The following is a 24,756-nucleotide window of genomic DNA, read 5'->3' on the forward strand; positions in this document are numbered from 1 at the left end:
TCCCTATTTTTAAAATCAATCCGCCGGCTGTGCTGACGGCCTCAATAACGTGTAATACAAAATCAGCTTTCCCAATGCCGCGCCCACACCGGCGCGATGTCCGGGTGGCGCTCCACCTTCGCAATGGCTGCGGCAAAATCCGGGCGCACTTGCGCCAGGTGGGCGCGTGCGCCCGACCATCTGGAGACCACTGCGGCCAGCAGGTCAAGCGCGCCGGGCCTGGAACCGTTGAGGAAAGGATGCTGCGGAAAGGTATCGGCAAAAATTTCCCAGTTGCGATGCAGCCGCTCGGTGGCGCCAAGCCGGATCTGCTCCTGCACGGCAGTGTCGGCGTCAACGCACCAGCGTTCCGGGAAATCGATGACGCCGATCGCCGCATAGCAATTGGCGGCGACGAACACCAGGCCGCGGATAGCCTGCGCACGTTGCCCGGGATCAATCGGCAGCAAATGGGAAGATGGGTGATGCAAACCCAGGTGTAAAAGGATAGCCGCGCTTTCTGTCAAAACGCCACCGTCCGGAAGTTTCAGCGTGGGAATCTGCCTGAGTGGGTTCAAGCGCTGCAATTCGTCGATTGCCGATGTTTCGGCCCAGGACGCAGCATCAACCTTGCGATACGGCAGCGCGGCCATTTCAAGCGCCGCTTCGACTGCTGCCGAACCGGAACCCTTGAAACCGTAGAGTGTGTACATGTCTCCTGCCTCGTCCTATCTCTTCTGCCTAAGAGATAAATTCTAGCAGGAGTGGCCCTTCCCGGCTAAATCAATTCAAATTTAGCAATTCCAGCGCATGCCGCACGCGTTGGCATAGCTCCGCCGGCGAGCGTGAAATAATTTCTTCCGGCACCAGGAATTTCTTGATCAGCCGCTTGTGGCTTTCAAAGCCGTAAGAGACCATGAAAGGATGCATGCCGCTGCCGATCGCCGACAGGTAATCCTTGTGTTCATCGCCGCAGATGTAAGCGCGTGCCGGGTTGATGTCGAGGCGTTCGCGGATCGCGCGGAATTCCTGGACTTTTTCCTGGTGGGTCGGGATATGCGCGAAAAAATCGAGAGCGTCCAGATCGATGTCGTGACGTCGGAACAATTGCCTGAGGGTTTCCTCCGGCTGGTTGGTGACGTTGCGCGTGACCAGGCCGACCACCACGTCGGGTGCGGCGATCAGGCTTTGCACCAGGCTGGCAATGCCGGGATACAGCAACGCTTCTTCACGGTAGACCTCGGTCAAGGTGGCAATCAGCAGCTTGCGGCTCTGCTTGCCGATCTGTTTCTTCAGGTTGGATGGAAACTCCTTCAAGCCGCCCAGGTATTTGAACAGGCGGCGGCGCTTTTGAAACCGTTCCTCATCGCCAATTTCCATGCCGTGGCGGGAAAAGGTCTTGTCGATCGCACTGTAGGCATCGATGGTGGTGCCGTCGGCATCAAGAATGATTAGTCGCTTGTTGTTTTTGTACATGAGTCATCCGTCAGGAAACAGGTGCTGCTGGCAATGTGTGTCCGCAACCGCTGATCGGAACATATAGCAGTCTTATGACAGCACGATGACTTCAATGTGGCGGCGCGGTGTATCATGAGAATTCATGACGATTAACCAACACCCCGAATATACGACGATGAGCGCCATCACCGATCTTGACACCCTGCTTGCTTCAATGCACCCGGTTGCGCACAAGGAGTTGTTTGTGTTCTGCACGATACCGGGACATGCTTACGGCAGCTTTGCAGCCCTGGCGCCGATCGCTTCTTTCCAGGAAACCGAGGGACTAACGCTGATCCTGGAACGGCAGGCCGCCGACGATGCCGGCCTGAAATACGACGGCCTGTTCTCGATGATCACCCTCAGCGTGCATTCCAGCCTGGCCGCAGTCGGACTGACCGCATGTGTGGCAACCGAACTGGCGCAGTCCGGCATCAGCGCCAACGTGGTCGCCGCGTATTTTCACGATCATGTATTTGTACCGGCGGCGCGCGCCGACGAGGCGCTGACGGTGCTGGGCGAACTGGCGCAACGTCACGCCCGCCAGACGCAGCAATCGCAAGCCGACCGATAATTCTCAGGGCGTCAAACGATTGGCCGCGGCATCGCGCCGCAAGGCCTTTTCCCGGCGCAGCAGGCGCACGCTATGCACCGCCGTCAGGCCAACTGCACACCAGATCGGAATGTAGGTCGCCAGTTGTCCCGGCGCCAGCGCTTCACCCAGAAAGACAATCGCCACGCCAACCAGCAACACCGGTTCGACATAGCCAAGGATGCCGAACAAGGCCATCGGCAGCAGGCGGCTGGCGCCCAGGTAAGAAGCCAGCGCGATGGTGCTCAGCAGACCCAACCCCGGCAACAGCACGAACAGCATGTCCGGCCGGTGCGCAACCAGTGCCCACGAATCCCGCGTGTAAAGCATCGCCACTGCAAACGGCAACAGCAACGCCATCTCGATCGCAAACGCCACGGCAGGATCGGCATTGATCTTACGACGCAGGATAAAATACGGCGGATAGCCGAGCGCCACCACCAACGTCGGCCAGGCAAAGCTGCGCGTCATCCACAGCTCATGCAGCACGCCGACCAGCGCGAACGCCACCGCCAGCCACTGAAACACATCGAGCCGCTCGTGATAATAAAAGCGGCCGACCAGCACCATCGTCAACGGCAACAGAAAATAGCCCAGTGACACTTCCAATGCGCGGCCATGCAGCGGCGCCCACAAGAAGATCCACAGCTGCACCCCCAACAAGGCCGCCACCACCAGCAGCATGGCGCAAGTCAACGGTTCACGCAGCAGGCGCCGCAGCAACTCGCGCGCTTGCGGCATGCGCTGGCGCAGGATCACCAATGCCAGCGCTCCCGGCAAGGTCCACACCACGCGCCAGGCGAAGATATCCAGCCCATCGAGCGGCGTCAGCCATTTGGTATAGCCGGACAGCAAAGCGAACACCATCGAAGCGCCGACCGACAAACTGATGCCGCGCCCTATCTCATGCTGGTTCATTCAATTGGAATTCATGGATGCCGCCAACCTCAATCGCTGAGCGCGGCTTTGGCGGCTTGCTCGGGCGTCAAACCGTCGTAAAACTGGTCGGTAAACCATTCGACCTGCTCTTCAATATGTTCCTGTGCCTGCTCCAGCGTTGCGCCGCCAGCCACCAGGAAACCTTCAACTTCGATGCACCAGTTGATCAGGGCCAGGGTTTCCGGATCCAGATCATCATTTTTCTTCTTTGCCATTTTATTTCCTGTTTTACATGTATTGCCGATACGGCCGTCACGAAGCTTATCAGGAAGCCGGCCCGCAGGGTTGCTCGCGCACTTGCCCATCGCTGGAAATCGGCTGGCGTCGCAGCGCTGCAGCAGGCAGAGCAAACCCATCTTTGGCCCATCACGTGACAAACCGGAATCGCGGCTACTTGGCCCCACGGGCGGCAGAGCGGCGACTGAAGCGTTGCTCGATGACCCGGGTTCCCCACTGCGCGCCCTCCGATTCATCCGTCAATTGAAAGCCGAATTTTCCGTACAGATTGCGCGCCGCATCCAGCCCCTTGAAGGTCCAGAGGTAGGTCTCTCTGAAGCGCCCGTCGACAAAGTTCATCGCATGGGACATCAGTTGCCGCCCGACGCCAGAACCACGCAATGAATCGTCCACAATGAACCAGCGTAAATGGGCGATACCCGTTTCATCATTGCCGTCGATGGCCAGGGAGGCGAGAGAACGGCCATTTTCGATGTAGAGCCATAGCGCCTTGCCATCGGCTGGCAACGTGCCGGCAAACTCGGCAAGCTCGGTTGCCACCCTGTTCTCGAAGAATGCGCCGAACCCCCAGTGCTCCGAGTAAAAGCGGGCATGCAAGCTCGCGACGTCGCCGATACAGCCAGGCTGGTATCCCTCCACGATCCGGGCCGTCGCGGCACTTTCGGGAGGAGCTTTGAGCGAACTGTCCTGCGCGAGTGCGTCGGCGTATAGCGCGAGAGAACGGACCAGGGCTTGCTGATCAGCGGGGACCATGCGCCGCAGCGCGTTGGAGACTTGATCCGTCGCGAAGCGGTCGATCTTTTTCCGGAGTTTCTGCCCTGCTTCCGTCAAATACAGCTCGAAGGTACGCGCATCTGCGCTTGCGACCGTACGCGTCACAAGTCCGCCAGCTTCCATCCTGGCGACCTGCCTGCTCGTGTTCGATTTGTCCAATCGCAGGATGTTGCCCAAGTCCTTGGCGCTTATCCCCGGCGCCGCCCCGATTTCGATGATCGCGTGAACGGCCGACGGTGCGAGATCGCTATCAGCCAAGGTGGTTCGCATGAAGCCGAGTTCGCGAACCAGTTTTCGGGAAAACTCCCGGAGTGCAAGAATCGTCGTTTCTCGGGGTTGGGCAGGAACATCGACAAGGTCCATGAAACACTCACATTATATTAGTTGCGCATCGCAACCAATATAATTACTAAATCCGCCTGATGCAAGCCTGACTTTGCCGAGATGTTGAAGCGCAACGCTCGTGAAGGCTTTACAGGCATTGTTGCCGCAGGAACATTTTTAAATATAATTGAGCTGCCTTAGGGCCCGAAATCGGCACCAGAAGTCTCCCGGCCGGTAAATGGACTTGTCGTATCGACTCAGCCCATGGATGCAAACAGCAGCATTTTCATAGTCAGCGTGCTAATATACGATTTATATACAAACCATATATATTTCATATAAATAGGCAGCTTATGGGAATCGTCAAAATCACTGAGCAGATGCATACCAATCTGCGCCTCACAAGCGGCGCCATGAGCCGCTCGATCAACTCGCAAGCCGAGCACTGGCTGCGTGTCGGCATGATGGCCGAGTTGAATCCTGGCCTTTGTTATAACGACATTTGCCAAAAACTCAGAGAGGCCGAACAGCAAGCTGCGGACTCCCCGCAAGAAATCACCTTGTCGCTTGAAAAAGCATGATGGCCGCTCAAGTCGAAATCAAGACGCCTTCCGATATCGCGATGCTACGGACGGCCGGTGCGCTGGCGGCAGATGTCTTGCGCATGATTGCCGAACACGTTCGGCCTGGAGTCACGACCAATCAGCTGGACAAGCTATGTCACGATTACATCGTAGATGTTCTTCAAGCGGTGCCAATCAATATCGGCTACAACGGTTACCCCAAAACGATCTGCACATCAGTCAATCATGTCATCTGCCATGGCATACCTTCCGACAAACCATTGAAGAATGGCGACATCATCAATATCGACGTCGCATTAACGAAGGATGGGTGGCACGGGGATACAAGCCGCATGTATTTTGTGGGTCAGCCTAGCATCTTGTCCAAACGCTTGGTGAGCACGACTTACGAAGCGATGCGCGCAGGCATTCGCGCGGTAAGGCCGGGGGCAACGTTCGGCGATATCGGCCATGCCATCCAATCTGTCGCACACAAGGAGGGTTTCAGCGTGGTGCGCGAATATTGCGGCCACGGTATTGGCAGGATCTACCACGAGGATTTGCAGGTGCTGCATTACGGTCAACCAGGCCAAGGGCTGACTCTGCAAACCGGCATGGTATTCACGATTGAGCCAATGATTAACGCCGGCAAGCGGCATTCAAAAGAATTGCCAGACGGATGGACCGTCGTGACCCAGGACCACTCCCTGTCTGCCCAATGGGAACACATGGTGGCAGTGACAGAAACGGGCTTTGAAGTCCTGACACTGTGGCCTGACGGATTCGGAGATTATTCTCCGATCGCTCCCTGATTCAAACCTGTTGCGAAGCATAAGAGGTTTACACATCGCGGAAGCGCCGACGAATAAGGTCGAAACTGGCCTTTTACCCTTTCAGGAAAAGGCCAACTGCGATGATGCAGGCAAGGACCGGCGCGTCACGCAGTTTCGACTATGAACATCCGCGCTTGCTGGGCTTCCCGCCGTTCGGCCTTGATCGGCGCATACCTCTCGGAATTGTAGAAGGCTTGCGCTTGGGCCAGAGTCGGAAACTCGAACACGCCGGCCATCGGCAGCGGCTCCTGATCACCCTCCAGAATCTGCGCAACCGGACCGAAATGCAGGATCTGTCCGCCCGCCTCTTTTAGCGCCGCCTGAAAACGTGGAGCGAGCGCGGCCTGCTTGGCGGCGTCGATGACGCGTAGATTGACGTGTACGTATGCTGGCATTATTTCCCCATGAATAGTGCATATACATTATTATGCGAAAATGAGATTGTCAAGGAGATAGATGTGAACGGTTTCAATCCAGAGTCTTTGAAGGACGTCGCAGCGGAATGTCCGGGCTTCCAGGCGCGTGCAACGGCGCGCGCGCTCACGCGTTATTACAATGCATGCTTCAAGCCGCTCGGCTTGACGGCCGAGCAATTCAGCCTCTTGGTTGGGATCGGTGAGACTGAGGGAGCGACGCTGGTCGAGCTTGCGGACAGGGCCGGGGTCGATCCGACCACCCTCAGCCGAAATGTCCAGAATCTTGAGAGTCGGGACCTGGTCAGTGCTGAAGGCGGACGTGGCCGCGCCGGGAAGCGGCTAGCCCTGACGACATCCGGGCGTCAACTCGTGGTCGATGCGTTCCCGGTGTGGAATTGGGCCAAGGCGGAACTCGCCCGTCGCATGGGCGATGAAAAACTGCATTCGGCCAGGCAGGCAATGTCGGAACTGGCCAAGGCGGCCGAATCCTCTTCGGCATAGCGGGATTGCCAAGCGCGACGCAAACGACGCCTGCAGGGCGTTGCAATCCCGTGAAGGAGCCTCCTCTTCAACCTCGAGTCGATACCCTGTCCCTGCCTGTCAGACCATAGGGAGCGTGAACCAATAGCAATGATCGCAACCTGGCCACACTCCCGATCTGCAAAGAGGCATCAGGCCTGGTAACACCAACCGCCCTCAATCCGGATTTCGCTTTTAACGGAGCGCGCCAGGAAGCACTCTTCGTGCGCCTTGTGGTGCAAGCCTTCCACTGCCGCATCGTCCGGCATCTTGACGCCGGAAAACACCACCTGCGGCAGCAACTCAACCAGCGCGACCCAGCTTTTGCCATCGGCTGCGCGCTGCATGTGTCCGCGCGCCTGGTCGACATAGCTGTCGACTACATAGCCGGCATTTGCCGCCAACCCCAGGAACCACAACATGTGGCAGCTCGACAAGGAAACCACGAAAGCCTCCTCGGGATCGACGTTGGCCGGATTCGAGAGTGGCACCTTGACCACATGCGGCGAACTCGATGCCGGCACCACCGCACCACCATCGAATTGCCATTGATGGGCGCGACTGTAGCGATTATCGATGAATTGCGCTCCTGAACGCTGCCACTCGACGGTAGCGATATGACTGGACATGCTCACTCTCCTAGGTTTGCGTTAGCGCCGCACATACGGCGCGACAAGTTTCCTGCAGATGTTCACTCAATACCCTGACCGCTCCCTCGACATCGCCCGCCGCCACGGCGGCAAGCAATTGCCGATGCTCGCGCGCCCATCCTTCGCGCCGCGAACCGGGACGCAGCTTGGACAAGCCATAGCGCTCGACGCGTGAACGCAACTTGTTGATCAATACGAGTGTTTGAGGGCGATCGGAAGGCGCATACAGCGCTTCGTGAAAGGCGCGGTCGCTCTGCATCCAGGCGGCCTTGACATCTTCCAGCTCAAGCTGGGCCTGCATGGCCTCGATCAGCACCAGCGTCTTGCGACTATGGGCGGGAATCGCGCGGCGCAGTGCATCGGCCTCGAGCAGGATGCGCAAATCGAATATCTCTTCAACTTCGGCAACGCTCAGCTTGATGATGTAAGCGCCGCGATTCGGTTCGATCACCACCAGCCCATCGTCACGCAACAGGTTGAGGGCTTCGCGCACCGGAATGCGACTGACGCCATACAGCATCGCCAATTCGTCCTGCCGCAGCGCGGTGCCATCCGGCCAGCGGCCCTCGTTGATATCGGCGCGCAGGCGGGCCGCAATGATGGCGGCTGAGGTGGAGGCTGAGGCAGCTATATTCGACATTGGATAATTGTATCCAATCTGGGACAGCGGTGTCAAACAACCCTCCGCGACCAGCCAATGAGCCCCCGTCGCAGACCATGTGCATGGAATGCATTCACTGGCTTTTTCCCACATACCTCATATGCTTTAAACAGAAGCAACGCTTTCCGCAAAAGACAATAAGGCCACGTCGGGAGCGCCAAACAACCTTGCCGTATCGAAAACATGATTCAAGGAGAAGACCATGTTCAAGCATCTTCTACTACCGACCGATGGTTCTGCAGCGTCCGAATCGGCGATTCGGCAAAGCATCCAGTTTGCCAAGGCGACCAGCGCCCGGATAACCGGCGTCCATGTGATCCCGGAATATCATGTCTTCAGCCGCCAGCTGCTCACCCTGGCGGAGACCAAGGAACAGTTCGACCAGCAAGGCGTCGCCCAGGCCGTCAAACTGCTGGAAGAGATCGAAAAGGCGGCGCAAGCGGCGGGAGTCGAGTGCGACACCCGATATGTCGTCAGCAATCATCCTTACGAGGCGATTATTCAGGTAGCCGAGGAAAACGATTGCGACATGATCACCATGGCATCGCATGGCAGGAAAGGAGTAAGAGGCATCTTTGCCGCCGGAGAAACCCAGAAAGTGCTAACCCATAGCAAGAAACCGGTTCTGGTATTTCGTTAAACGGCACGCAACTTCCCCACCGGCTTTTTCGCGCTTGGGCAACTCTATCGGGACTTCAGACAAGTCGAAGAGGTTGAAGTAATCAAGATACTTTCCCACTGCCACAACGGCGGAATGCCGGAACGCAAGCTAGTTGCTTCGCGCGACCGGCAGCGGGCTATTGCGAGTTTTCGATGCAATGGGCCGGGCCAATGCAGCTTTGAATGAAGTCATGCGTCAACCGACGAACCAAAGTTGACGCGCGTTCCGGACCGCCTTTAATGCGTTGATTCATGGTCAACGAAACCAGCCCATGCAAAAACGCCCAATATAAATCTGTTTGCGCTTCACTGTCGCTGGCCTCGTTATTGCCCGCCTCCGCCATCAAGCGCCCTATTGGCGCATGCAAATCCTTGAAACACGCAAGGGCCTCCGGTGGCGTTTCATTGGTTCCGAAAGGAACACCGCGCAAGTCATGCATCAATTGATACAGCGTTGGGCTCGCGAGCGCAAACTCCCAATAAGCGAACCCGATGCCTTCGACAGCGGCTGCAGGCGTCTCCGCCGCATCGACAACCCTCACCAACTCAACGTGAAGGCGTCCAAAGCCCTGACGCATCAGATCGAGCAGTATTTCATCCTTGTTGGCAAAATACTCGTAGATGAGCGCTGGACTGTACTCAATTGCTCCGGCAACCGCACGAATTGTCACAGCGTCCCACCCCTTGTCTGCCGCGATCATTTCTGCAGCGTCGACAATTTGCTTGCGAACCGCAGCGCGTTCGCGCTCGCGGCGCTCTTGAATTCCCATTATTCCCCCAAGTAGTTCGCGCGCAGTGTTTGGAAAACGCAAAGTAGCCGAAGCAGCAAGTCCAATACGGAACTCAACTGAAGCAAGTTCTGGCCGGCGCCCCAAGCCCAAATCGCCCCAGACACGCCACGTTATGCAAACACTTTCTACGTGGATTGTAACTGAGGCGCAATCGCATAGATACCCGATTTATTGCAACCTAGGAAATTTAATCAACTATTTATTTTATTTTGAACTGTTGACTCAATACTGAACACTGTTTAGTATCTGAACATCGCAAGGCCAACCGGCTTCGCCCAAACCAGGAGAACCAAATGTCAACCGATTTGAAAAAGCTCGGCTATCTCTTCGCCGAGATCATGTCCAGCCACGATCTATCACGCCTCGACGAGATCAAGGCGCCCAATTATGTGAACCACAATGCTTTTGCCGAACCGGGCCTGGAGGGTTCAAAGAAGGTCCTTGGAGCCATCATCGCAGGGGTGCCCGACCTCAAGGTGACCGCAGAAGATGTCTTCGTCTCGGCCGATGGCTCCCGCGTGGTCGGCCGTTACCGTTACGACGGCACGCACACCGGAAATCTCCTCGGCTATCCCGGTACGGGCCAAGCCTTCGTCATGCGCTCGATCGACATCTGGCGAGTCGAGAACGGCCGCTTCGTTGAGCATTGGGACGAACTCAATACTCTCGACGTCTTCATCCAGATCGGCGCCGTTCCACCACCGAGGCAACCGTCTTAACCCGCGATTTTCGAAGACCCACAAAGTAATGGCGCGATGCGTGGGTCCTTGATCGTTTGGCGCACAAAGGCTCAACTCAATCGCTCTGAAATTTTGTCGGAGATTGACGCAACGCCCCAGCGAAACATGCCACGTGACGATGAACAGCCATTTCTCAACAGGAGCTCACCATGCGAACCTTTGAACTTCGCGTATACACGATGCGCACGAAAGACGCGCTCGATTTCTATACCAACACGATCTATCCCCGCCACCTTCAGAATTTCCATTTGTTCGGCGTCCAGGCTCATGGCATCTGGACCGCCCAAGACGATCCATCACCCAAGGCCTTCATGATGGTTTCCTATACGGAAGGCGATGATCCAGGTGAGGTCGCTCAGCGTTACATAGAAAGCCCGGAGGCAGCCAACGACGCCCGCGGGTTTGATGTCGCCAATATCCTCAGTGTCGAATCAACGATCCTGATTCCACCAACAAGTTCGACGTCCAGCTGCCCCAATGAAAGGAAGAATAAATATGAATGCAGAACTAAATAGTTCGACATTGAAGTGGAATACGCCGCTGTTCTGGTTCACTTTCCTGGTACCGGCCGCAATCATTGGGTTCGGCATCAACTTCATCTTCAACCCAGTGGGGGCATCAGCTGGCTTCGGCATACCGATTACCGATCCGGCCGCCTTTCCCTTTATGTGGACCAAAGGCATTCGCGACATTTTCGCGGGTGTCGCTGTCCTGGTGCTTCTCTTTAGGGGACACCGACGGACAGTCGCAATAATCTACTCCATCGCAGTGTTCATCGCCATTGGTGACGGATTTGTCATTTTGAAGCATCTCGGCTTTGCACCACCCATCTTTATTCATTGGGGAACAGCGGTGTATATGACGATCGTCGCCGTCTTCCTTCATGGACGGAACAAATCCTGACGCAATGACATGACCCGATGTGTGTAGTATGAATTTTTCCTGTAATTATTATGAAAAATGCAATTCGAATTTGGTAATTTTGTACAAGTACGTGCAATTCACCGGCGCCACACGCCTGACAAGCAGAAAACCTCGATCTGTATCGATGTTGACCAAGCGACCTGCCTTTAGCCCAGCCAAATTCAAACAATTTTCTTACGGGAAATTAAATTATTGGGCGCGAGATACGTGCGTCACAAAAAAAGCCGCAACTCCATAGAGGAGTTACGGCTTTCTCGATTACTGCGAAACCAGCTCAAACCAACATCTTATGAAGACGCATAGAAATTCGGCCGATCTTTATTAATACAAAAAATACAATCCAACCATCACCGGCCCGGCGCCGGATCTAAGCGCTGCGCTTAACAAAAAACAATGCCGTGCCCACCGCCATCAATACGCCGCCGAAAAACCGGTTCTGTTTCTTCATTGCGCGCGCGTCGCGAAAATAACCTTGCATGGTCGATGCGGCAAAGGCATAGCCGTGCATCACCATCAGATCCACCGCACACATGGTCACCGCCAGAATCAATAATTGCGGCAGCAAAGGGCCATCGGCGCTGATGAACTGCGGCAGCACCGCCACCATGAAGATGATCCCCTTCGGATTGGTGGCATTGGTCATGAATCCCAACAGCATGCGCTTGCGCACGCTGGGCGGTGTTGCCCGCGCAGTTGGCTCAGGACGCTGCAAAGCAGCGGTGTCGATTTTTGCCCGCCACTGGCTCAACCCCAGGTAGATCAGGTACAAGGCGCCAATCGTCTTGACCACCGTGAACATGGTTTCCGACGTCAGCAAGATGGAACCGACTCCTGCACCAGCAATAAACAAGATCAGCAGCAAGCCCATTTGCAGGCCGGCGATAGTTGCCGACGTTCTCTTTACGCCATATGACAGGCCATGCGACATCGACAACACTGCGCCTGACCCTGGAGAAATGGCAATCAGCCAGCAAGCGGCAAAAAAGGTAAACCAGGTATGGGGATTCATGGATAGGAAATGGTCACAAAACTACGGGGTTCAGTTTAAATTTGCATGCATCAATTTCAAGGTAAACGCCTATCTGGCCGGAGCCAGGATCGATGCAAACAAACAGGCTACATGGCGCTCCGATTATAGCCTAGCGCCAAGACTTGCCCCCGACAGCCGCCAATTTCGTACGGGTTGTATTTCCGCTTAGGCCTTGGCAGACCTGGCGCTGACATGTCCCCGATACATTTCCAGCGTCAATTCCTGACCGACATGCGACAACTGCGTTGCGGCGCCCTCCGCAGCTCCTGCGGCGGATTCGACAACACGCGCAAACATCAGTGCCTCATATTCAGCGACAGCCTCGGCCCAATCGCTGCGCGTCGTCAGCAATCGCGCCAATTCGGCGGCATCGAACATGGCGTTATTTACCCCGTCACCGCCAAATGGCGACATGACATGCGCAGCGTCGCCCAGCAACGTCAGCCCACGCCGGTTCGTCCAGCAATGCCCGACCGGCAGCGCGTAGATCGGACGGATCGCGAACGCATCGTTACTGGCCCGAAAGAGATCGAGAATCTCGTCGGAAAAACCAGCGAACTCTTTGATGAGTTCTGCCCGCATGGCAGCAGGTGAACCGATGTCAAAACGCCGTGCCGCCCAATCGGCCGGCACCCGGAAGATTGCATAGGCACGGATGTGCGCATTACCGTTGCGCTGCGCGATGATTTCCTTGCAATCGCCCTCAACGCCCATCTTGCCGCGGCCGACCAACTGCGACAGCTTGGGATGACTGCGGTCAACGTCGTCGATGCCACACTCGATGAAGGTGAGGCCGCTGTATTGCGGCCGGTAAGGCGACAGCAGCGGCCGTATCCGCGACCATGTGCCATCGGCGCCCACCACCAGGTCGAACGGTCCAGCGCTGCCGTGATCGAAGGCCAGGGTCCAACGGCCATCATCCGTTGCCTGCACCTCCCGCGTCGCGTGGCCCCAGCGCACGCAATCGGCCGGCAATGCCTGCAGCAGCATGGCGCGCAGTTCCGTGCGGTCGACTTCCGGACGATCGCCGTCAGCATCGTCATCTTCAAACAATACCCGCCCTGCTTTATCAAGCAAGCGCGAGCCTTGGTCCTCATAGCGGGCAATCGCCAGGAATGCATCCATGAGACCTGCCAGCCTGACTGCCTCCAACCCGGAGTCCTCATGCAAATCCAGGGTGCCGCCTTGCGGGCGTTCCAGAGGATGCGATTCTTGCTCGAATACCGTCACGGCAATGCCGTTCAGATGCAGGATACGCGCAAGGGTAAGCCCTCCGGGGCCCGCGCCGACGATGGCGATGTGCAATTGTTTGTTCACAGAATTGACCAATTCATTTATCATAGGTGCCTATATAAGAACATAGTCAACTATCCAATGTCAATATCATGAAAAACAATCTCTCCGACAATCCCATGAGGCTCATCGGGCACACCTATCGTACGTTCGCGCGGCTGGTCGACGGCCCATTGGGCGTACTCGGGTTGGCCGTGGGCCAACTGCCGGTGCTGGTATCACTAAAGAAGAACGGCCAACTGTCGCAAGCTGCGCTGGCGCGGCTGGCGCAGGTAGAACAGCCGAGCATGGCGCAACTGCTGAATCGGATGGAGCGCGACGGCCTGGTGCAACGCGCCCCCGATCCCGACGACAGGCGCAGCCACCTGATCTCGCTGACCGCCGATGCTTCGCAGCGCTTGCCAAAAGGAAAAGCCGTGATGGAAGCCGTCAGCCGGCAAGCCTTGTCAGGTTTTAGCAAAGAGGAGCAGGATCAACTGATGGCGCTGATACTGCGCGTGAATGCCAATCTTGATCGTGCGATCGGCGAGATGGAGAGCTGAAGGCGCCCCTACTCCGGGCCACTCATGGCAGCATGAAACAGCTGCGCCTCCCTGCTCGGACATGGAGCGGCCGCGGTGGCGCACCCGCTCCATTTTATTTCGATGCGGCGGACTAACGACATACGTTCACAAGCCTGCTCCTTTAGGACGGCGCACTGCGCGGACCTTGCCACTGCCGCCACCGCCGCAGTAAAAGAGCCCCGCGCCATCGGACTCAAGTCCGCTGACGCCGGCGCCGGGCGGCATCTCAAGCCGCTCCAGCACGGCGCCGCTGTGCGGATCGATACGCCGGATATCGCTCTCATCGCCTTCCCAGGTGCCGTGCCATAGTTCGCCGTCGACCCAGGTCACGCCGGTGACGAAACGATTCGACTCAATGGTGCGGATGATGGCGCCGTTGGCCGGATCGATCTGATGGATCTTGCGATCGCGGTACTGGCCTACCCACAGACTGCCCTCGGCCCAGGCCAGCCCCGAATCGAAGCCGTGACCGGGAGCCGGGATCGAGGCCAGCACGTTGCCGTTGGCGGGATCGATCTTGTCGATGCGCTCCTCGGCGATCTGATAGAGGTGCGTGCCGTCGAAGGCGGTGCCGGCATCGCACGGACGGTCAAGCGTACGCGTAGGTTCGCCACTCTCGGGATCGAAGGCGATCAGTCTGGCGCCGGTAGCGGCCCAGACGCGTTGGCCATCGTGGGTCACGCCATGCACGCCGTTGGCGCCGGGGAAAGGTCCATATTCGCGCACGATCTCGGCCGTTTGCGCCGTTACTGCGGAGGTGTCTTTGCCGATCTTGCTGAGATTGCTGGTCATCGCTGGCTCCTTGTGATGCGCCTCGTATCGGCGCTGCAAGACAACTTTATTCCATCTGCAGCGCGGTAGGGAGTAACAAGATTGTCGTGAATCCTGCCAGTGGCGGCGCCAGCCAGCGACGCGCCCGCGCCTGCCCGATTGAACGCACCCGCCCGGCGGATTCAAGCTCTGCCAGCGCCCGCTGGACAGTGCGCTGACTGCCCCCCAAGGCCTGTGCCAGGGCCGAGGTTGACCAGGCTGCACCGTCGGCAAGCAGTGCCTCCAGCGCCGCCTGTTCGCCGTCAATCGGCGGCGCCAACAATACCACGGTACGGCCGTCGAATGGCTTGAGAACGAAACCGCGCGCGCTAGCCTCGATACCAGCCAGCGTCGTGACGAGTGCGCGCAGGCGCCCGATCTCCACTCGCAAGCGGGCTCGATGCGATTCGTTGGGACGATGCGTATGGAATGCGCAGGCGATCAAGGCTTCCCGGTCGACATCGCCGGGCCACGCCTCGGCGAGCGTACGCGCCAACGTGAACAGTACCGGCCGCCGTGCCAGCGAGCGCCACGCAGAACCGGTACCCAGCGCGCGACGACAGGCATCGATCACCAGCGCACCTGAAGCCATGAGCTCCGCGACTTCGTCAAGGCGCAATGCGCGCTCACCGCCAGCAAAAAGGTGCCGGGCCGCAGGACGATCGAGCGCGGTACGCGCCTCCGCCACTTCGGCCAGGAGCGCAGGCACGCCTGAACGCATGGCCGCATCGTGGGCACGGGCGAGCGCCGCCCGTGCGGCGTCGACGCGCAGTGAGCGTAACGCCAGCTCCGCCGCAGTCAACTCGGCCACTGCCGTCAGTGATGGCGGCAAACCGCGCGTATCAAGCAGGGACAATACTGCCTCGGTTTCGTCAAGGCGGCCAAGCAGCAGGAGTCTGCGCGCTGCGATGAGCTGCGCTTGCAGCGCATTGGCGTGATCGGCGTGCGCCTCCAGCGTGCTCAAGGCCGCCGTCAGCGAACGCGGCGAACCGCTGAGATCGCGTACCGCTAGCGCCACCTCAGCCTCGGCGACAACGCAACGCGCGCGTGCCAGTTCCTCATGGGCGCCGAAGCCACGGGCGGCACGCCGCAGGAGTTCACGGGCGCGCGTATGCTCGCCGAGCTGGGCCATGGCGATGCCGCGCAAGGCCAGCGCCGGCGGGTCGTCGCGCAGGGCAACCCGCTTGAGTGCGCCGAGCACGTCGCCGGCGGCGAGCGCACGCGCGGAGGCTGCGATCAGGGAATCCATGGCGACAGGATACACCGCCGCGCTGCTGTCACCTCGCGCTTATTCCGGGTGAAGACCGAATCGCGCCGTCACGAAATCAACAAAGCTGGCAAGCTTGGCCGTTATCTTGCGTTCAGGCAGATAGACGATATGTACCGGAAAAGCCGGCGCGCCCAGGTCGGCAAACAATTGAACAAGCCGCCCTTCGGCGATGTCGTTCTCCAGCATTATTTCCGGCATCCAAATAATGCCGAGGCCGGCAAGCGCTGCCTGACGCAAAGCCTGGCCGCCGCTGACATCGAGGCGGCCGGGTACGCGCACGGTCTGTTGCGTGCCGTCGGCGAGAATGAAGCGCCAGTCACGCTCGGGACCACTGTTAACGCCAAAAGCCAGGCAATGGTGATCTGCCAAATCCTTCGGCTCGATCGGCGTCCCGTGTTTTGACAGATATGCCGGCGCCGCACAGACAATGCGCTTTGACGGCGCCAGCGGTCGTGCGATCAGATTCGAATCCGGCAAAGTACCAACGCGGATGGCCGCATCGAAGCCACCGTCGGCAAGATCAACTATACGGTCGCTCAGCGACAGTTCCACATGCACATCCGGATAGCGCTCAAGATACTCCTTCATCGCCGGCGCCAGCTTATAGGAGGCATAGATGATTGGCGCGCTTACTCGCAGGTGTCCGCGCGGTCGTGCCCGCATATCGCGGGCATCGATTTCCGCCGACTGCAGCTGCGCCAGGATACTGACGCATTGCTCGTAATAACTGTGGCCGATTTCGGTCAAACTTTGCCGCCGCGTGGTCCGGTTCAGGAGCCGCGCACCGAGCATGCGCTCAAGCGCACGGATGTGATTGCCAACCATGGTTGCGGTCATGCCGCTGCCTTCCGCGGCAGCGGCAAAGCTGCCGCGCTCGACGACGCGGACGAAAATCGACATGCTGACGAAACGATCCATTCAGAAGAATTACTTACGAGTGAAATAAATACATCATCGTTTATCAAGTACAGCTATGCAATCATAATTTGCAGACGTCATGTGACGCAGCCAACATAGCAAAGGATCAACATGAATCTGCAAAACAAGAAAGTCGTGATACTCGGCGGAACCTCCGGCATAGGATTGGCCACGGCGCACGCTGCATTGGCACAGGGGGCGACGGTGGTTGTGTCATCGTCCCGCCAAGATAAGGTTGCGGCGGCCGTTGCAGAACTGGGCGCGCGCGCCGAGGGCAAGGTTGTGGACTTGAACGATATCGATTCGGTGGACAGGCTGTTCGCCGAAATCGGCGGTTTCGATCATTTGGTCTATACAGCCGGCGATACCCTGCAAATTGGCGAGCTCGCACACACCGACATGAGCGCAGCGCGCAAGGCTTTCGATTTGCGCGTATTTGGCGCGATTGCCGCAGTAAAAGCGGCGACGCCAACTATTCGGCACGGCGGATCGATCACACTCACCAGCGGCATCGCCAGCGCGCGGCCGCAGAAAGGCTGGTCGATCGCAACCAGCATTTGCGGCGCCATGGAAGCTTTCATGCGCGCACTTGCGGTCGAACTCGCGCCGATTCGAGTCAACATCGTCAACCCTGGTTTTGTACGCACTCCGCTCTGGTCGAACATTCCCGAGAGCGAACGCGAAGCGATGTATCGTCAGGCTGGCGGGCAACTGCTGGTTGGCCGGGTTGGCGAAGCCGACGATATCGCGCAGACCTATCTCTATCTGATGAACAACGCGTTTGCCACGGGACAGGTGATCGTGATCGACGGCGGCGGTGTTCTGGTCTGAAATGATGTCGGTGGAGGCAAGCTTGCCTCCATTGACATCACCCCATTTCTCCGGCTTCCTCCCTACTCGAAACGACCCACATTAATCCACTGGCTCGGGTATCGGAACTTCCCTTGTCGCGTCGGTGCCTTGATGAAACGCGGCTACAGATAGACCAGTGTACGCAGCGATATATCGCGACATCCAAATAGAAAAGAAAATTTTCCATGTCGCAACAATTGATATTTTGACCTGTTTTTATTTGTACAATAAGTTACATTAAACGACATGGCCAGGAATATCGAGATAGAATATGGCGCGATCACTGTGTCGTTTAGCCGGAAGCGCGACGATTACAAAATAAACAATTCCGTACAATAAAAAACATTCACATGACCAATCGCCTCAACGTCGACCGTGCTGTCGCTTGAGGCTTTCGATGCGTTTGGATCGGCATTGGCCGTTGGCATTGGCTGCTTTGCGTAGTCACAGTTTTTACAGGTTTTACCCCATGAAGTAATGGGCTGCTAGTTCAGATATGACAGGAATGCCATTGTGACCAGTTCATCAATTGACGCGAATAATATCGAGGCCATCTTCGTTGCCCATCACAACTGGCTGCGGGCTCGCCTACGCCGTAGCGTCGGCGATGCGTCTGCGGCCGATGACGTGGCGGCCGAAACCTTCATGCAATTGCTGGCAGCGCCGATTGCGCAACATATTCGCGAACCTAAAGCGTTGTTGACAACCATCTCGCAGCGCATCGTCTACGAAATATGGCGCCGGCGCGATCTTGAACAAGCCTGCCTGCAAGCTCTCGAACACCTCAGCAACGAGCAATATGCAAGCTCGCCCGAGGATCAAATGCAGTTGCTGGAAGCGTTGCGCGCCATGGACCGCGCCTTGGCCGGACTGTCGCGCCGTGAATGCGCCGCGTTCCTGCTGTACAAGCTCGATGGCTTGACCTATCCGGACATTGCGCTGCAGTTGGGCATCTCGGCGAGTGTCGCCAGAAGATACGTGGCGAAGGGACTCCTGCAATGCTACAAGGCCTGCTCTTTTGCGCCTCTTGCCTGAGCCTTGACCATGAGCGAAGAAAAAATCGTCGAACAAGCGATTGATTGGATGCTGCGGCTGGAGCTGCCGGATTTCACCAGTGCCGATCGCGTGGCCTTTGAGCATTGGCGTGATGCCGATGCACGCCACGAAATCGCTTTTGCCAATTTGACAAAATCGGTGCATCAATTCGATGTGCCACGCCAATTGGGGGCGACAACCGAGGTTTTACGCCACACATTGCAACAACGGAAAGATCGACGCAAGACCTTGCAACGGATCGCCGCCCTCGCCGGCTTGAGCGTTGGTGCAGCCGTGCTGGTCAATCAGGTGACGCCGATCCTGAACATGAATGCCGACTTGCGCACTGGCACCGGCGAGCGCCAGACTTTCACGCTGGCAGACGGCAGTGTCGTGACATTGAACGCACGCAGTTCTGCCGACCGCTGGATAGACCAGAGTCGCCGCTTGCTGAGGCTGACGGAGGGCGAATTGCAAATCCAGGTCGCCTCCCTGGCGCAACGTCCGTTCGTAATAGAAACGGCGTATGGCAGTGCGAGCACCTTGAGCGGCACGTTATTGGTCAGCGCATTGCCAGAACGCACAGAGGTCGTCTCCCTGCAGTCGGTGGCCAGCTTGACGACACTGAATGGCCAGAACGGACAGCTGCAGCCGGGCCAGCATACCTGGTTCAGCCGCAGTGCAATTGCTTCCGTGCAGAGTAATCACGGCAGCGAAAATTCATGGGTCGACGGCTATTACACGGCATTTAACGAACCGTTGATCGATGTGGTTGGCGCCTTGCGCCCCTATCGACGCGGCGTGATCCGAGTGGACCCGGCAGTGGCGCAACTCAGGGTCAGCGGCGCTTTTCCGCTGGACGATAGCGATCATGCGCTCAATGCACTGGCTGCCACCCTGCCCGTTGCGGTGGCCCGCTTTACACCTTACTGGGTCACAATTTCCGCACAGGCATAGCCACTCCGGCACCGTTGACCACGACAGTCGGCAGATTGCCCAATCCAGTTTCCTCCCCCTACCACCATGCGATATCGCTGTGCCGCCAGTGTCATGATGTCTCCGCTTGCCGCTTCTGTGCTGGTAGTTGCTGCTACGTCGGTTTGGACTACTCCGGCATTCGCCGCAGCGGCCCAGCCGGCCAAAGCCAGTTTCCATATTCCTGCCGGTCAGCTGGAGCAGGTGCTGGTAGCGATTGCCAAATCCGTCAGAGGCATCATCCTTTTCGATCCGGCCTTGGTCGGATCGTTGAAGTCTGCCGGGGTCAACGGCAACTTCACTGTGCAAGACGCGCTGCGCGAGGCAATGCAAGGGACCGGCCTGGAGGCCATAGCCAATCCCGACGGCTCATTTGGCGTGCGCCGCGCTGCGCTCAAAACGACACCGCCAACCGCGCCAGAAATTTTGCCGGCGCCAAGCGTCTTACCTGAACCCGAACCAGAACCAGAGCCGTCGGTACTGCCACCGGTCGTCGTCACCAATTCTGCGGAGACTTACCACGGCTACCATGACATCGGATTCATCATTCGCGACACCCGATCCGCCACGCGCACCAATACGCCGTTGGCCGACATTCCCCAATCAATCCAAGGGGTGACAACGGATCTGATGGAGAGCCAACAGACGCAATCGGTTGTCGACTCCTTGCGCAATGTCAGTGCGGTCTCGTTCGCGCGCGGTAGCGGCGTTGACCAGGCCAGCACCATCTACGTAAGAGGTTTTGTCGCACCGATCATGAAGAATGGCGTGGCCGACCTGGTCTCGCTGGCCAACGTGACCAATGGCCGAGCGTCAGGCTCATGGGCAATCACTTCGTTAGATGTTCCCATTGCTGCTGTTGAGCGCGTGGAAGTACTTGGTGGCGCCGACTCCATCATTGCCGGCGGGCCAATGGAGCCAGGCGGCGCCGTCAATATCGTCACCAAGCGGCCACAGGCAAACGTGATCCGGGAGGCGACGCTGGACATCAGCAACGACGGCCATCGGCGCGCATCGCTCGATCTGGCCGGCAGCCTGTCGGCAGATCGACGCTGGACCTATCGTACCGTTGTCTCCGCCACCGACGACGCGCGTACATTCGATGGCTACGATGGCGCGCGCGCACTCTACCTGGCGCCGTCGATAGGTTACAAGCATGACGGAACCAGCATCGTTACCGGCTTCAGCCACCAGATCAACCGTCTGCCGTTTGGCGGCTACCAGAGTGCTGAACTGACGGCGTTAGGCCCTGGAGCGGACCAGCAGACCTCGCCTTGGGGGCGGCCTGACGACCACAGCTTTGCCGCAAAAACGGAGCTTTTTTACGATCTTGAGCAACGCCTCTCGCCAAACTGGACGTTTCTCAGCAAGGCGCAATATACCAAGCTGCGCTACGACGCGGCGGGATATGATAATTGCTTCCAGTTCGATATTGGCGCAACCAGCGGCATTTGCTCTGTTGATCTCGCCAATATCACAAGCTACACCCGCAACATCGAAAACAGCGTGCGCGGTACATTTCAAACCGGGCCGTTGCACCATACGCTGTTGGCCGGCATGAGCTACGGTCAGACTCGGCTAGGATCATATAACGACGTGAGTGCGTCAGGCAGCGTCATCGTCCCCTGGCCGCCATCCGACTTGCAGCTGCCGCCAGTGGCCGGTCCGCAAAACCTGATCACCACCGACGACACGTTCTACTACACCAATTTTTTCCTGCAAGACCAGATGACCTGGGGCCGCTGGCATGTGCTGGCCAACGCCGGTTATGAGCAGGAACGAAATAACTTCTCCACCGATACCGACGATAACGGCGTAGAACACGACACCTCTCCGCCCAAGAATGCTCCTGTCTATAATCTTGGCGTTGCCTATCGGTTGAACGAAAATACTGCGCTGTATGCAAATACTTTCCGCAGCTTCACACCGGGCAATACCGTCCTGGATGCAACCCTGAATGGCGGTCCGCCAGGCGTGATTGTCGCTCCTCCGACTACCGGCAGGTCGACTGAAATAGGCATCAAACTTGAACTGCTGAACAAGCGGATGACATTCTCCGCTGCCGTTTTTCGGGCAACGCATACCAATGTCCTGCAAGCAGTCGGGGCACAGACTACTGCGTCAACCTATATCGATTACGTGCTACTGCCGTCGACGATCAGCCGCGGCCTCGAACTGAACGTCGCCGGACGCTTGATGCCCGGCTGGAATTTGACGGCAAGTTACAGCTACATCGCCTTTCAATACGCAAAACCGCCAGGCCAGGACCCGGAAATTTCGCAGTTTCCGAAGCATCGCGCCAGTTTGTGGACCACCTATGATTTTCAGTCGGAAGCCTGGCGCGGCTGGGGACTGGGCCTGGGACTCACGGCGCGCAGCGGATATACGGCAGTGCCGGATACCGGCGTGCTTGGTCACATCGCGGGGCAAACGCGCACCGATGCCAGTATCTATTACAAAACACGATACTGGTCGACCACGCTTGGCATCAAGAACCTCTTCAATCGCCGCCTCTACAGCGACTTCGCCACCTCAACGGTCGGCGTAGAGCCAACCCGTACCCTGCTGCTGACCAATACTTTCGAGTTCTGACCAACGCCGCCCCCCCCTCGCGGCAGGCACATTCCATGACCGATATCGCAGATTAAAAAAATAATTTGTAACAGAGCGTCATTTTCTGTTTGCCGTTGCACATACAGAGCAGATAGGTCCGATAAATATCTCTTTGCTCTGATATGGCTATGAATTTCAAATCTGATTACAGGCGGGCGCTGCCCTCGATTGCGCTGTTGCCTTTGCTGCTTGCGGACATGGAGTCCGTATGGCTGGGCTGCGCGGTCTCAACTTTTTTTCTGATTCTATCCGCGCTCTCCAGTATCCCGGCTAGTATCCTGAGATGGGTGCCGGCACTCGGCGACTCTGCGTCGAACCGACACAATGCCTCGTCCACGAGCGCTAGCAGCAGCCGTCGAGATACCGGACTCCCCTACCTGCACGCGCAAAGCTTGAGAATTTTTCTGAAACTGCGATATGTCTTCGCACCGCAATGGGCATCCCATGCGGGTGCGCAAGCGGGCAACTCAACGCGCGTCACGTTATATACCTGCCTTGCCCATTCGCGCCCGGGCCTGTCACGATTGGCAAAGCGCATCAAACTCACCTTCCGGGGCATGACGCAACGCCAGGTGACCCAGAGTTGGCTGGGCTATTGGAACGCAACCTCGACGCGCATCCAGCTGGTCAAAGCTACTCCCCGACTGTTGCAAAAAATTTATCGGCCGTACCAGTCGCTGCGGCTATCCGGTCGTCAAGACCGGCTGAATTTGTTGCTTAATCATTACGATTTCGTTTTTCAACAAGGCCTTGATGCGCTGGTCCTGCGTGCAAGCACATCGCCGGTATCACTCGGCAGCTTCATTGGGAAATCCGGGGCCGTCTATGTGATCCAGCTGGCATCGGTTGCCGGGCTTGACCGCGAGGGCGAGCTAACCCTGATGCTCTGCAGCGATCAGCAACGCCTGTTCTCGATCGCTTTCACTTTTCACCAGGACAATTTGACGCCAAGTATCGGCATCGGCTGCCTGCAAGGACCACGCGGCGTCGACAAGCAGGAACGGGTACGTAGCGCCACACGCGACATGTTCGGCTTGCGACCGAAAAACTTGATGGTGCGCCTGGTAAGGGAAATTGGGCGCGCCTACGGATGCAAAAAGCTGATTCTGGTCGGGAATCAAAATCGCGTCCTGTTCCATCAAGTCCGCACCGGCAAGGTACTCGCCAACTATGACGATTTTTGGCAAGAAATCGGCGCCACCGCTCGACCAGACGGCGATTACCAGATCTGCTGCGACCAAATCCCCCTGCCCGATCTTGCCAGTATTCCTTCCCATAAGCGGGCGGAAGCCAGGAGACGGATTGAACTGATCGAGTGCGCCATTCATGCCACATTGAATGGTTTTTCCAGAGGTTAAGTTTGATTTCTTGTAACGGAAAATTCAATGAAGGCCACGGCAAAAAATATTCTACTGACTGGAATCCTGCCTTTTGTCATCGCCGCCTGTGGCGGCGGGGACGCAGCGTCATCGACCTCCGCGCCACAATCACCGACTTCGCCGTCACCATCGGCGTCGGCTTCCTGGCGACCAGCCCCGACCGATACCTGGCAATGGCAGTTGAAAGGAAAACTCAACACCTCTTATCCGGTAACCGTCTATGACGTCGATCTGATTGATACGCCCGCCGCCACCATTCAAGCATTGCAGGCAGCGGGGAAAAAAGTGGTGTGCTATTTTTCTGCGGGAAGCTCCGAGAACTGGCGCTCCGATTTCTCCAGCTTTCAGGCTGCCGACATGGGAAACAATATGACGGGCTGGATTGGAGAACGATGGCTCGACACACGCTCTGCCAACGTCCGAAAGATCATGCGGACACGATTGAATCTGGCCGTCAGCAAGGGATGTAACGGCGTTGAGCCGGACAACGTCGACGGTTACGTCAACAATAGCGGCTTCCCATTAACTGCAGATACGCAATTGGACTTCAACCGTTTTCTGGCGAGCGAAGCACATGCGCGCAAGCTAGCCGTTGCCCTGAAAAATGACGTGAACCAGCTATCCGACCTGGTCGGCGATTTCGATTTCGCGATCAACGAACAATGCCACTCTTACAATGAGTGCGACGGCTACCGGGTTTTCATCAGCAATGACAAACCGGTATTCAATGCAGAGTATGCAAGCTCCTATGCCACTGACGCAAATGCGCGCCAGACGCTATGCATTGACGCCCGCGCACACAATTTCCACACACTGGTGTTGCCGCTCGATTTGAATGACAGTTTCCGCTATAGCTGCGAACCGTAAGAATGCAATCTTGCGGCCGCAGTTCAGGGGGCAATAACGCGCTTGAGGGCAC

General features: G+C 57.5%; 29 protein-coding genes. 15 read left to right on the forward strand and 14 right to left on the reverse strand.

What is annotated here, in order from left to right; translation table 11 throughout:
- Positions 1-62: 62 nt before the first annotated feature.
- Positions 63-692 (reverse strand): glutathione S-transferase family protein, encoded by a 630-nt coding sequence (locus ACIPF8_RS13890; RefSeq protein WP_400421818.1) that lies wholly within the window; start codon positions 690-692, stop codon positions 63-65.
- A gap of 70 nt (positions 693-762) precedes the next feature.
- Positions 763-1,455, reverse strand: a complete 693-nt coding sequence (locus ACIPF8_RS13895; protein ID WP_400421820.1) for an HAD family hydrolase — start codon at positions 1,453-1,455, stop codon at positions 763-765.
- A 124-nt stretch (positions 1,456-1,579) separates the two neighbouring features.
- Here ACIPF8_RS13895 and ACIPF8_RS13900 point away from each other — a divergent pair, with 124 nt between their 5' ends.
- Positions 1,580-2,050: an ACT domain-containing protein gene (locus ACIPF8_RS13900; RefSeq protein ID WP_400421821.1), complete on the forward strand. Its 471-nt coding sequence runs from the start codon at positions 1,580-1,582 to the stop codon at positions 2,048-2,050.
- A 3-nt stretch (positions 2,051-2,053) separates the two neighbouring features.
- On the opposite strand, the gene rarD is transcribed toward ACIPF8_RS13900, so the two are convergent.
- The 3 genes from rarD to ACIPF8_RS13915 form a co-directional block, all read right to left on the reverse strand.
- Positions 2,054-2,986, reverse strand: coding sequence for an EamA family transporter RarD (gene rarD, locus ACIPF8_RS13905; RefSeq protein ID WP_400421823.1), 933 nt, complete (start codon positions 2,984-2,986; stop codon positions 2,054-2,056).
- Positions 2,987-3,015: 29 nt separating this feature from the next.
- Positions 3,016-3,222 (reverse strand): hypothetical protein, encoded by a 207-nt coding sequence (locus ACIPF8_RS13910; protein WP_061535236.1) that lies wholly within the window; start codon positions 3,220-3,222, stop codon positions 3,016-3,018.
- 175 nt (positions 3,223-3,397) lie between these two features.
- Positions 3,398-4,381, reverse strand: coding sequence for a GNAT family N-acetyltransferase (locus ACIPF8_RS13915; RefSeq protein WP_400421826.1), 984 nt, complete (start codon positions 4,379-4,381; stop codon positions 3,398-3,400).
- Positions 4,382-4,695: 314 nt separating this feature from the next.
- Here ACIPF8_RS13915 and ACIPF8_RS13920 point away from each other — a divergent pair, with 314 nt between their 5' ends.
- Positions 4,696-4,923, forward strand: a complete 228-nt coding sequence (locus tag ACIPF8_RS13920) for a ParD-like family protein (protein WP_400421827.1) — start codon at positions 4,696-4,698, stop codon at positions 4,921-4,923.
- Positions 4,923-5,717 carry a type I methionyl aminopeptidase gene (gene map / locus ACIPF8_RS13925; RefSeq protein ID WP_400421894.1) on the forward strand — a complete coding sequence of 265 codons (795 nt, stop codon included), beginning with the start codon at positions 4,923-4,925 and terminating at the stop codon, positions 5,715-5,717. The genes ACIPF8_RS13920 and map overlap by 1 nt, the downstream gene beginning before the upstream one ends.
- 125 nt (positions 5,718-5,842) lie before the next feature.
- Here the strand turns inward: map and ACIPF8_RS13930 are convergent, their stop codons facing one another.
- A complete protein-coding gene (locus ACIPF8_RS13930; RefSeq protein ID WP_400421829.1) occupies positions 5,843-6,133 on the reverse strand; it encodes a DUF1330 domain-containing protein in 291 nt (96 codons plus the stop codon).
- Between the two features lie 63 nt (positions 6,134-6,196).
- Between ACIPF8_RS13930 and ACIPF8_RS13935 the strand changes: the two genes are divergently transcribed.
- Positions 6,197-6,655 carry a MarR family winged helix-turn-helix transcriptional regulator gene (locus ACIPF8_RS13935; protein WP_400421830.1) on the forward strand — a complete coding sequence of 153 codons (459 nt, stop codon included), beginning with the start codon at positions 6,197-6,199 and terminating at the stop codon, positions 6,653-6,655.
- A 170-nt stretch (positions 6,656-6,825) separates the two neighbouring features.
- On the opposite strand, the gene ACIPF8_RS13940 is transcribed toward ACIPF8_RS13935, so the two are convergent.
- Together ACIPF8_RS13940 and ACIPF8_RS13945 are read right to left on the reverse strand one after the other, a co-directional pair.
- On the reverse strand, positions 6,826-7,302 hold the full coding sequence (locus tag ACIPF8_RS13940; protein WP_400421832.1) for an OsmC family protein: 477 nt from the start codon (positions 7,300-7,302) through the stop codon (positions 6,826-6,828).
- A gap of 10 nt (positions 7,303-7,312) precedes the next feature.
- Positions 7,313-7,963 (reverse strand): GntR family transcriptional regulator, encoded by a 651-nt coding sequence (locus tag ACIPF8_RS13945; RefSeq protein WP_400421833.1) that lies wholly within the window; start codon positions 7,961-7,963, stop codon positions 7,313-7,315.
- Between the two features lie 223 nt (positions 7,964-8,186).
- Between ACIPF8_RS13945 and ACIPF8_RS13950 the strand changes: the two genes are divergently transcribed.
- Positions 8,187-8,624, forward strand: coding sequence for a universal stress protein (locus ACIPF8_RS13950; RefSeq protein WP_400421835.1), 438 nt, complete (start codon positions 8,187-8,189; stop codon positions 8,622-8,624).
- 157 nt (positions 8,625-8,781) lie between these two features.
- On the opposite strand, the gene ACIPF8_RS13955 is transcribed toward ACIPF8_RS13950, so the two are convergent.
- Entirely contained in the window at positions 8,782-9,414 is a 633-nt protein-coding gene (locus tag ACIPF8_RS13955; RefSeq protein ID WP_400421837.1) for a TetR/AcrR family transcriptional regulator, read from the reverse strand.
- Between the two features lie 314 nt (positions 9,415-9,728).
- Between ACIPF8_RS13955 and ACIPF8_RS13960 the strand changes: the two genes are divergently transcribed.
- From ACIPF8_RS13960 to ACIPF8_RS13970, 3 genes are all read left to right on the forward strand, one after another.
- The gene (locus ACIPF8_RS13960) at positions 9,729-10,154 is read left to right on the forward strand and encodes an ester cyclase (RefSeq protein WP_400421839.1); all 426 of its coding nucleotides are present in this window, start codon (positions 9,729-9,731) and stop codon (positions 10,152-10,154) included.
- 170 nt (positions 10,155-10,324) lie between these two features.
- Positions 10,325-10,690 (forward strand): NIPSNAP family protein, encoded by a 366-nt coding sequence (locus tag ACIPF8_RS13965; protein ID WP_400421841.1) that lies wholly within the window; start codon positions 10,325-10,327, stop codon positions 10,688-10,690.
- The gene (locus ACIPF8_RS13970) at positions 10,671-11,078 is read left to right on the forward strand and encodes a DUF4267 domain-containing protein (protein WP_400421843.1); all 408 of its coding nucleotides are present in this window, start codon (positions 10,671-10,673) and stop codon (positions 11,076-11,078) included. Before ACIPF8_RS13965 ends, ACIPF8_RS13970 begins: the two co-directional genes overlap by 20 nt.
- 388 nt (positions 11,079-11,466) lie before the next feature.
- Here ACIPF8_RS13970 and ACIPF8_RS13975 read toward each other — a convergent pair whose 3' ends face one another.
- Together ACIPF8_RS13975 and ACIPF8_RS13980 are read right to left on the reverse strand one after the other, a co-directional pair.
- Complete coding sequence (locus tag ACIPF8_RS13975) at positions 11,467-12,108, reverse strand: LysE family transporter (protein ID WP_400421845.1); 642 nt, start codon at positions 12,106-12,108, stop codon at positions 11,467-11,469.
- A gap of 186 nt (positions 12,109-12,294) precedes the next feature.
- On the reverse strand, positions 12,295-13,446 hold the full coding sequence (locus ACIPF8_RS13980; protein ID WP_400421847.1) for an FAD-dependent oxidoreductase: 1,152 nt from the start codon (positions 13,444-13,446) through the stop codon (positions 12,295-12,297).
- A gap of 68 nt (positions 13,447-13,514) precedes the next feature.
- Between ACIPF8_RS13980 and ACIPF8_RS13985 the strand changes: the two genes are divergently transcribed.
- Complete coding sequence (locus ACIPF8_RS13985) at positions 13,515-13,964, forward strand: MarR family winged helix-turn-helix transcriptional regulator (RefSeq protein WP_400421848.1); 450 nt, start codon at positions 13,515-13,517, stop codon at positions 13,962-13,964.
- A gap of 126 nt (positions 13,965-14,090) precedes the next feature.
- Here ACIPF8_RS13985 and ACIPF8_RS13990 read toward each other — a convergent pair whose 3' ends face one another.
- From ACIPF8_RS13990 to ACIPF8_RS14000, 3 genes are read right to left on the reverse strand one after another with little or no spacing between them, the layout of a single operon-like run.
- Positions 14,091-14,777, reverse strand: coding sequence for a hypothetical protein (locus ACIPF8_RS13990; protein ID WP_400421850.1), 687 nt, complete (start codon positions 14,775-14,777; stop codon positions 14,091-14,093).
- Between the two features lie 46 nt (positions 14,778-14,823).
- A complete protein-coding gene (locus tag ACIPF8_RS13995) occupies positions 14,824-16,044 on the reverse strand; it encodes a helix-turn-helix domain-containing protein (protein WP_400421852.1) in 1,221 nt (406 codons plus the stop codon).
- 39 nt (positions 16,045-16,083) lie between these two features.
- Positions 16,084-16,983 carry a LysR family transcriptional regulator gene (locus ACIPF8_RS14000; RefSeq protein WP_400421854.1) on the reverse strand — a complete coding sequence of 300 codons (900 nt, stop codon included), beginning with the start codon at positions 16,981-16,983 and terminating at the stop codon, positions 16,084-16,086.
- 111 nt (positions 16,984-17,094) lie between these two features.
- Between ACIPF8_RS14000 and ACIPF8_RS14005 the strand changes: the two genes are divergently transcribed.
- The 6 genes from ACIPF8_RS14005 to ACIPF8_RS14030 all read left to right on the forward strand — a co-directional run bounded on the left by ACIPF8_RS14005 (position 17,095) and on the right by ACIPF8_RS14030 (position 24,704).
- The gene (locus ACIPF8_RS14005; protein ID WP_400421855.1) at positions 17,095-17,814 is read left to right on the forward strand and encodes an SDR family oxidoreductase; all 720 of its coding nucleotides are present in this window, start codon (positions 17,095-17,097) and stop codon (positions 17,812-17,814) included.
- Positions 17,815-18,348: 534 nt separating this feature from the next.
- Positions 18,349-18,870 carry a sigma-70 family RNA polymerase sigma factor gene (locus ACIPF8_RS14010; RefSeq protein WP_400421857.1) on the forward strand — a complete coding sequence of 174 codons (522 nt, stop codon included), beginning with the start codon at positions 18,349-18,351 and terminating at the stop codon, positions 18,868-18,870.
- Between the two features lie 9 nt (positions 18,871-18,879).
- Positions 18,880-19,827 carry a FecR family protein gene (locus ACIPF8_RS14015; RefSeq protein ID WP_400421858.1) on the forward strand — a complete coding sequence of 316 codons (948 nt, stop codon included), beginning with the start codon at positions 18,880-18,882 and terminating at the stop codon, positions 19,825-19,827.
- 93 nt (positions 19,828-19,920) lie between these two features.
- Entirely contained in the window at positions 19,921-22,437 is a 2,517-nt protein-coding gene (locus ACIPF8_RS14020; protein ID WP_400421860.1) for a TonB-dependent siderophore receptor, read from the forward strand.
- Positions 22,438-22,586: 149 nt separating this feature from the next.
- Positions 22,587-23,816: a VirK/YbjX family protein gene (locus ACIPF8_RS14025; RefSeq protein WP_400421862.1), complete on the forward strand. Its 1,230-nt coding sequence runs from the start codon at positions 22,587-22,589 to the stop codon at positions 23,814-23,816.
- Between the two features lie 27 nt (positions 23,817-23,843).
- Complete coding sequence (locus ACIPF8_RS14030) at positions 23,844-24,704, forward strand: endo alpha-1,4 polygalactosaminidase (protein ID WP_400421864.1); 861 nt, start codon at positions 23,844-23,846, stop codon at positions 24,702-24,704.
- Positions 24,705-24,756 lie beyond the last annotated feature (52 nt).

This window comes from Collimonas sp. NPDC087041, assembly GCF_044745265.1.
GTDB lineage: Bacteria > Pseudomonadota > Gammaproteobacteria > Burkholderiales > Burkholderiaceae_D > Collimonas.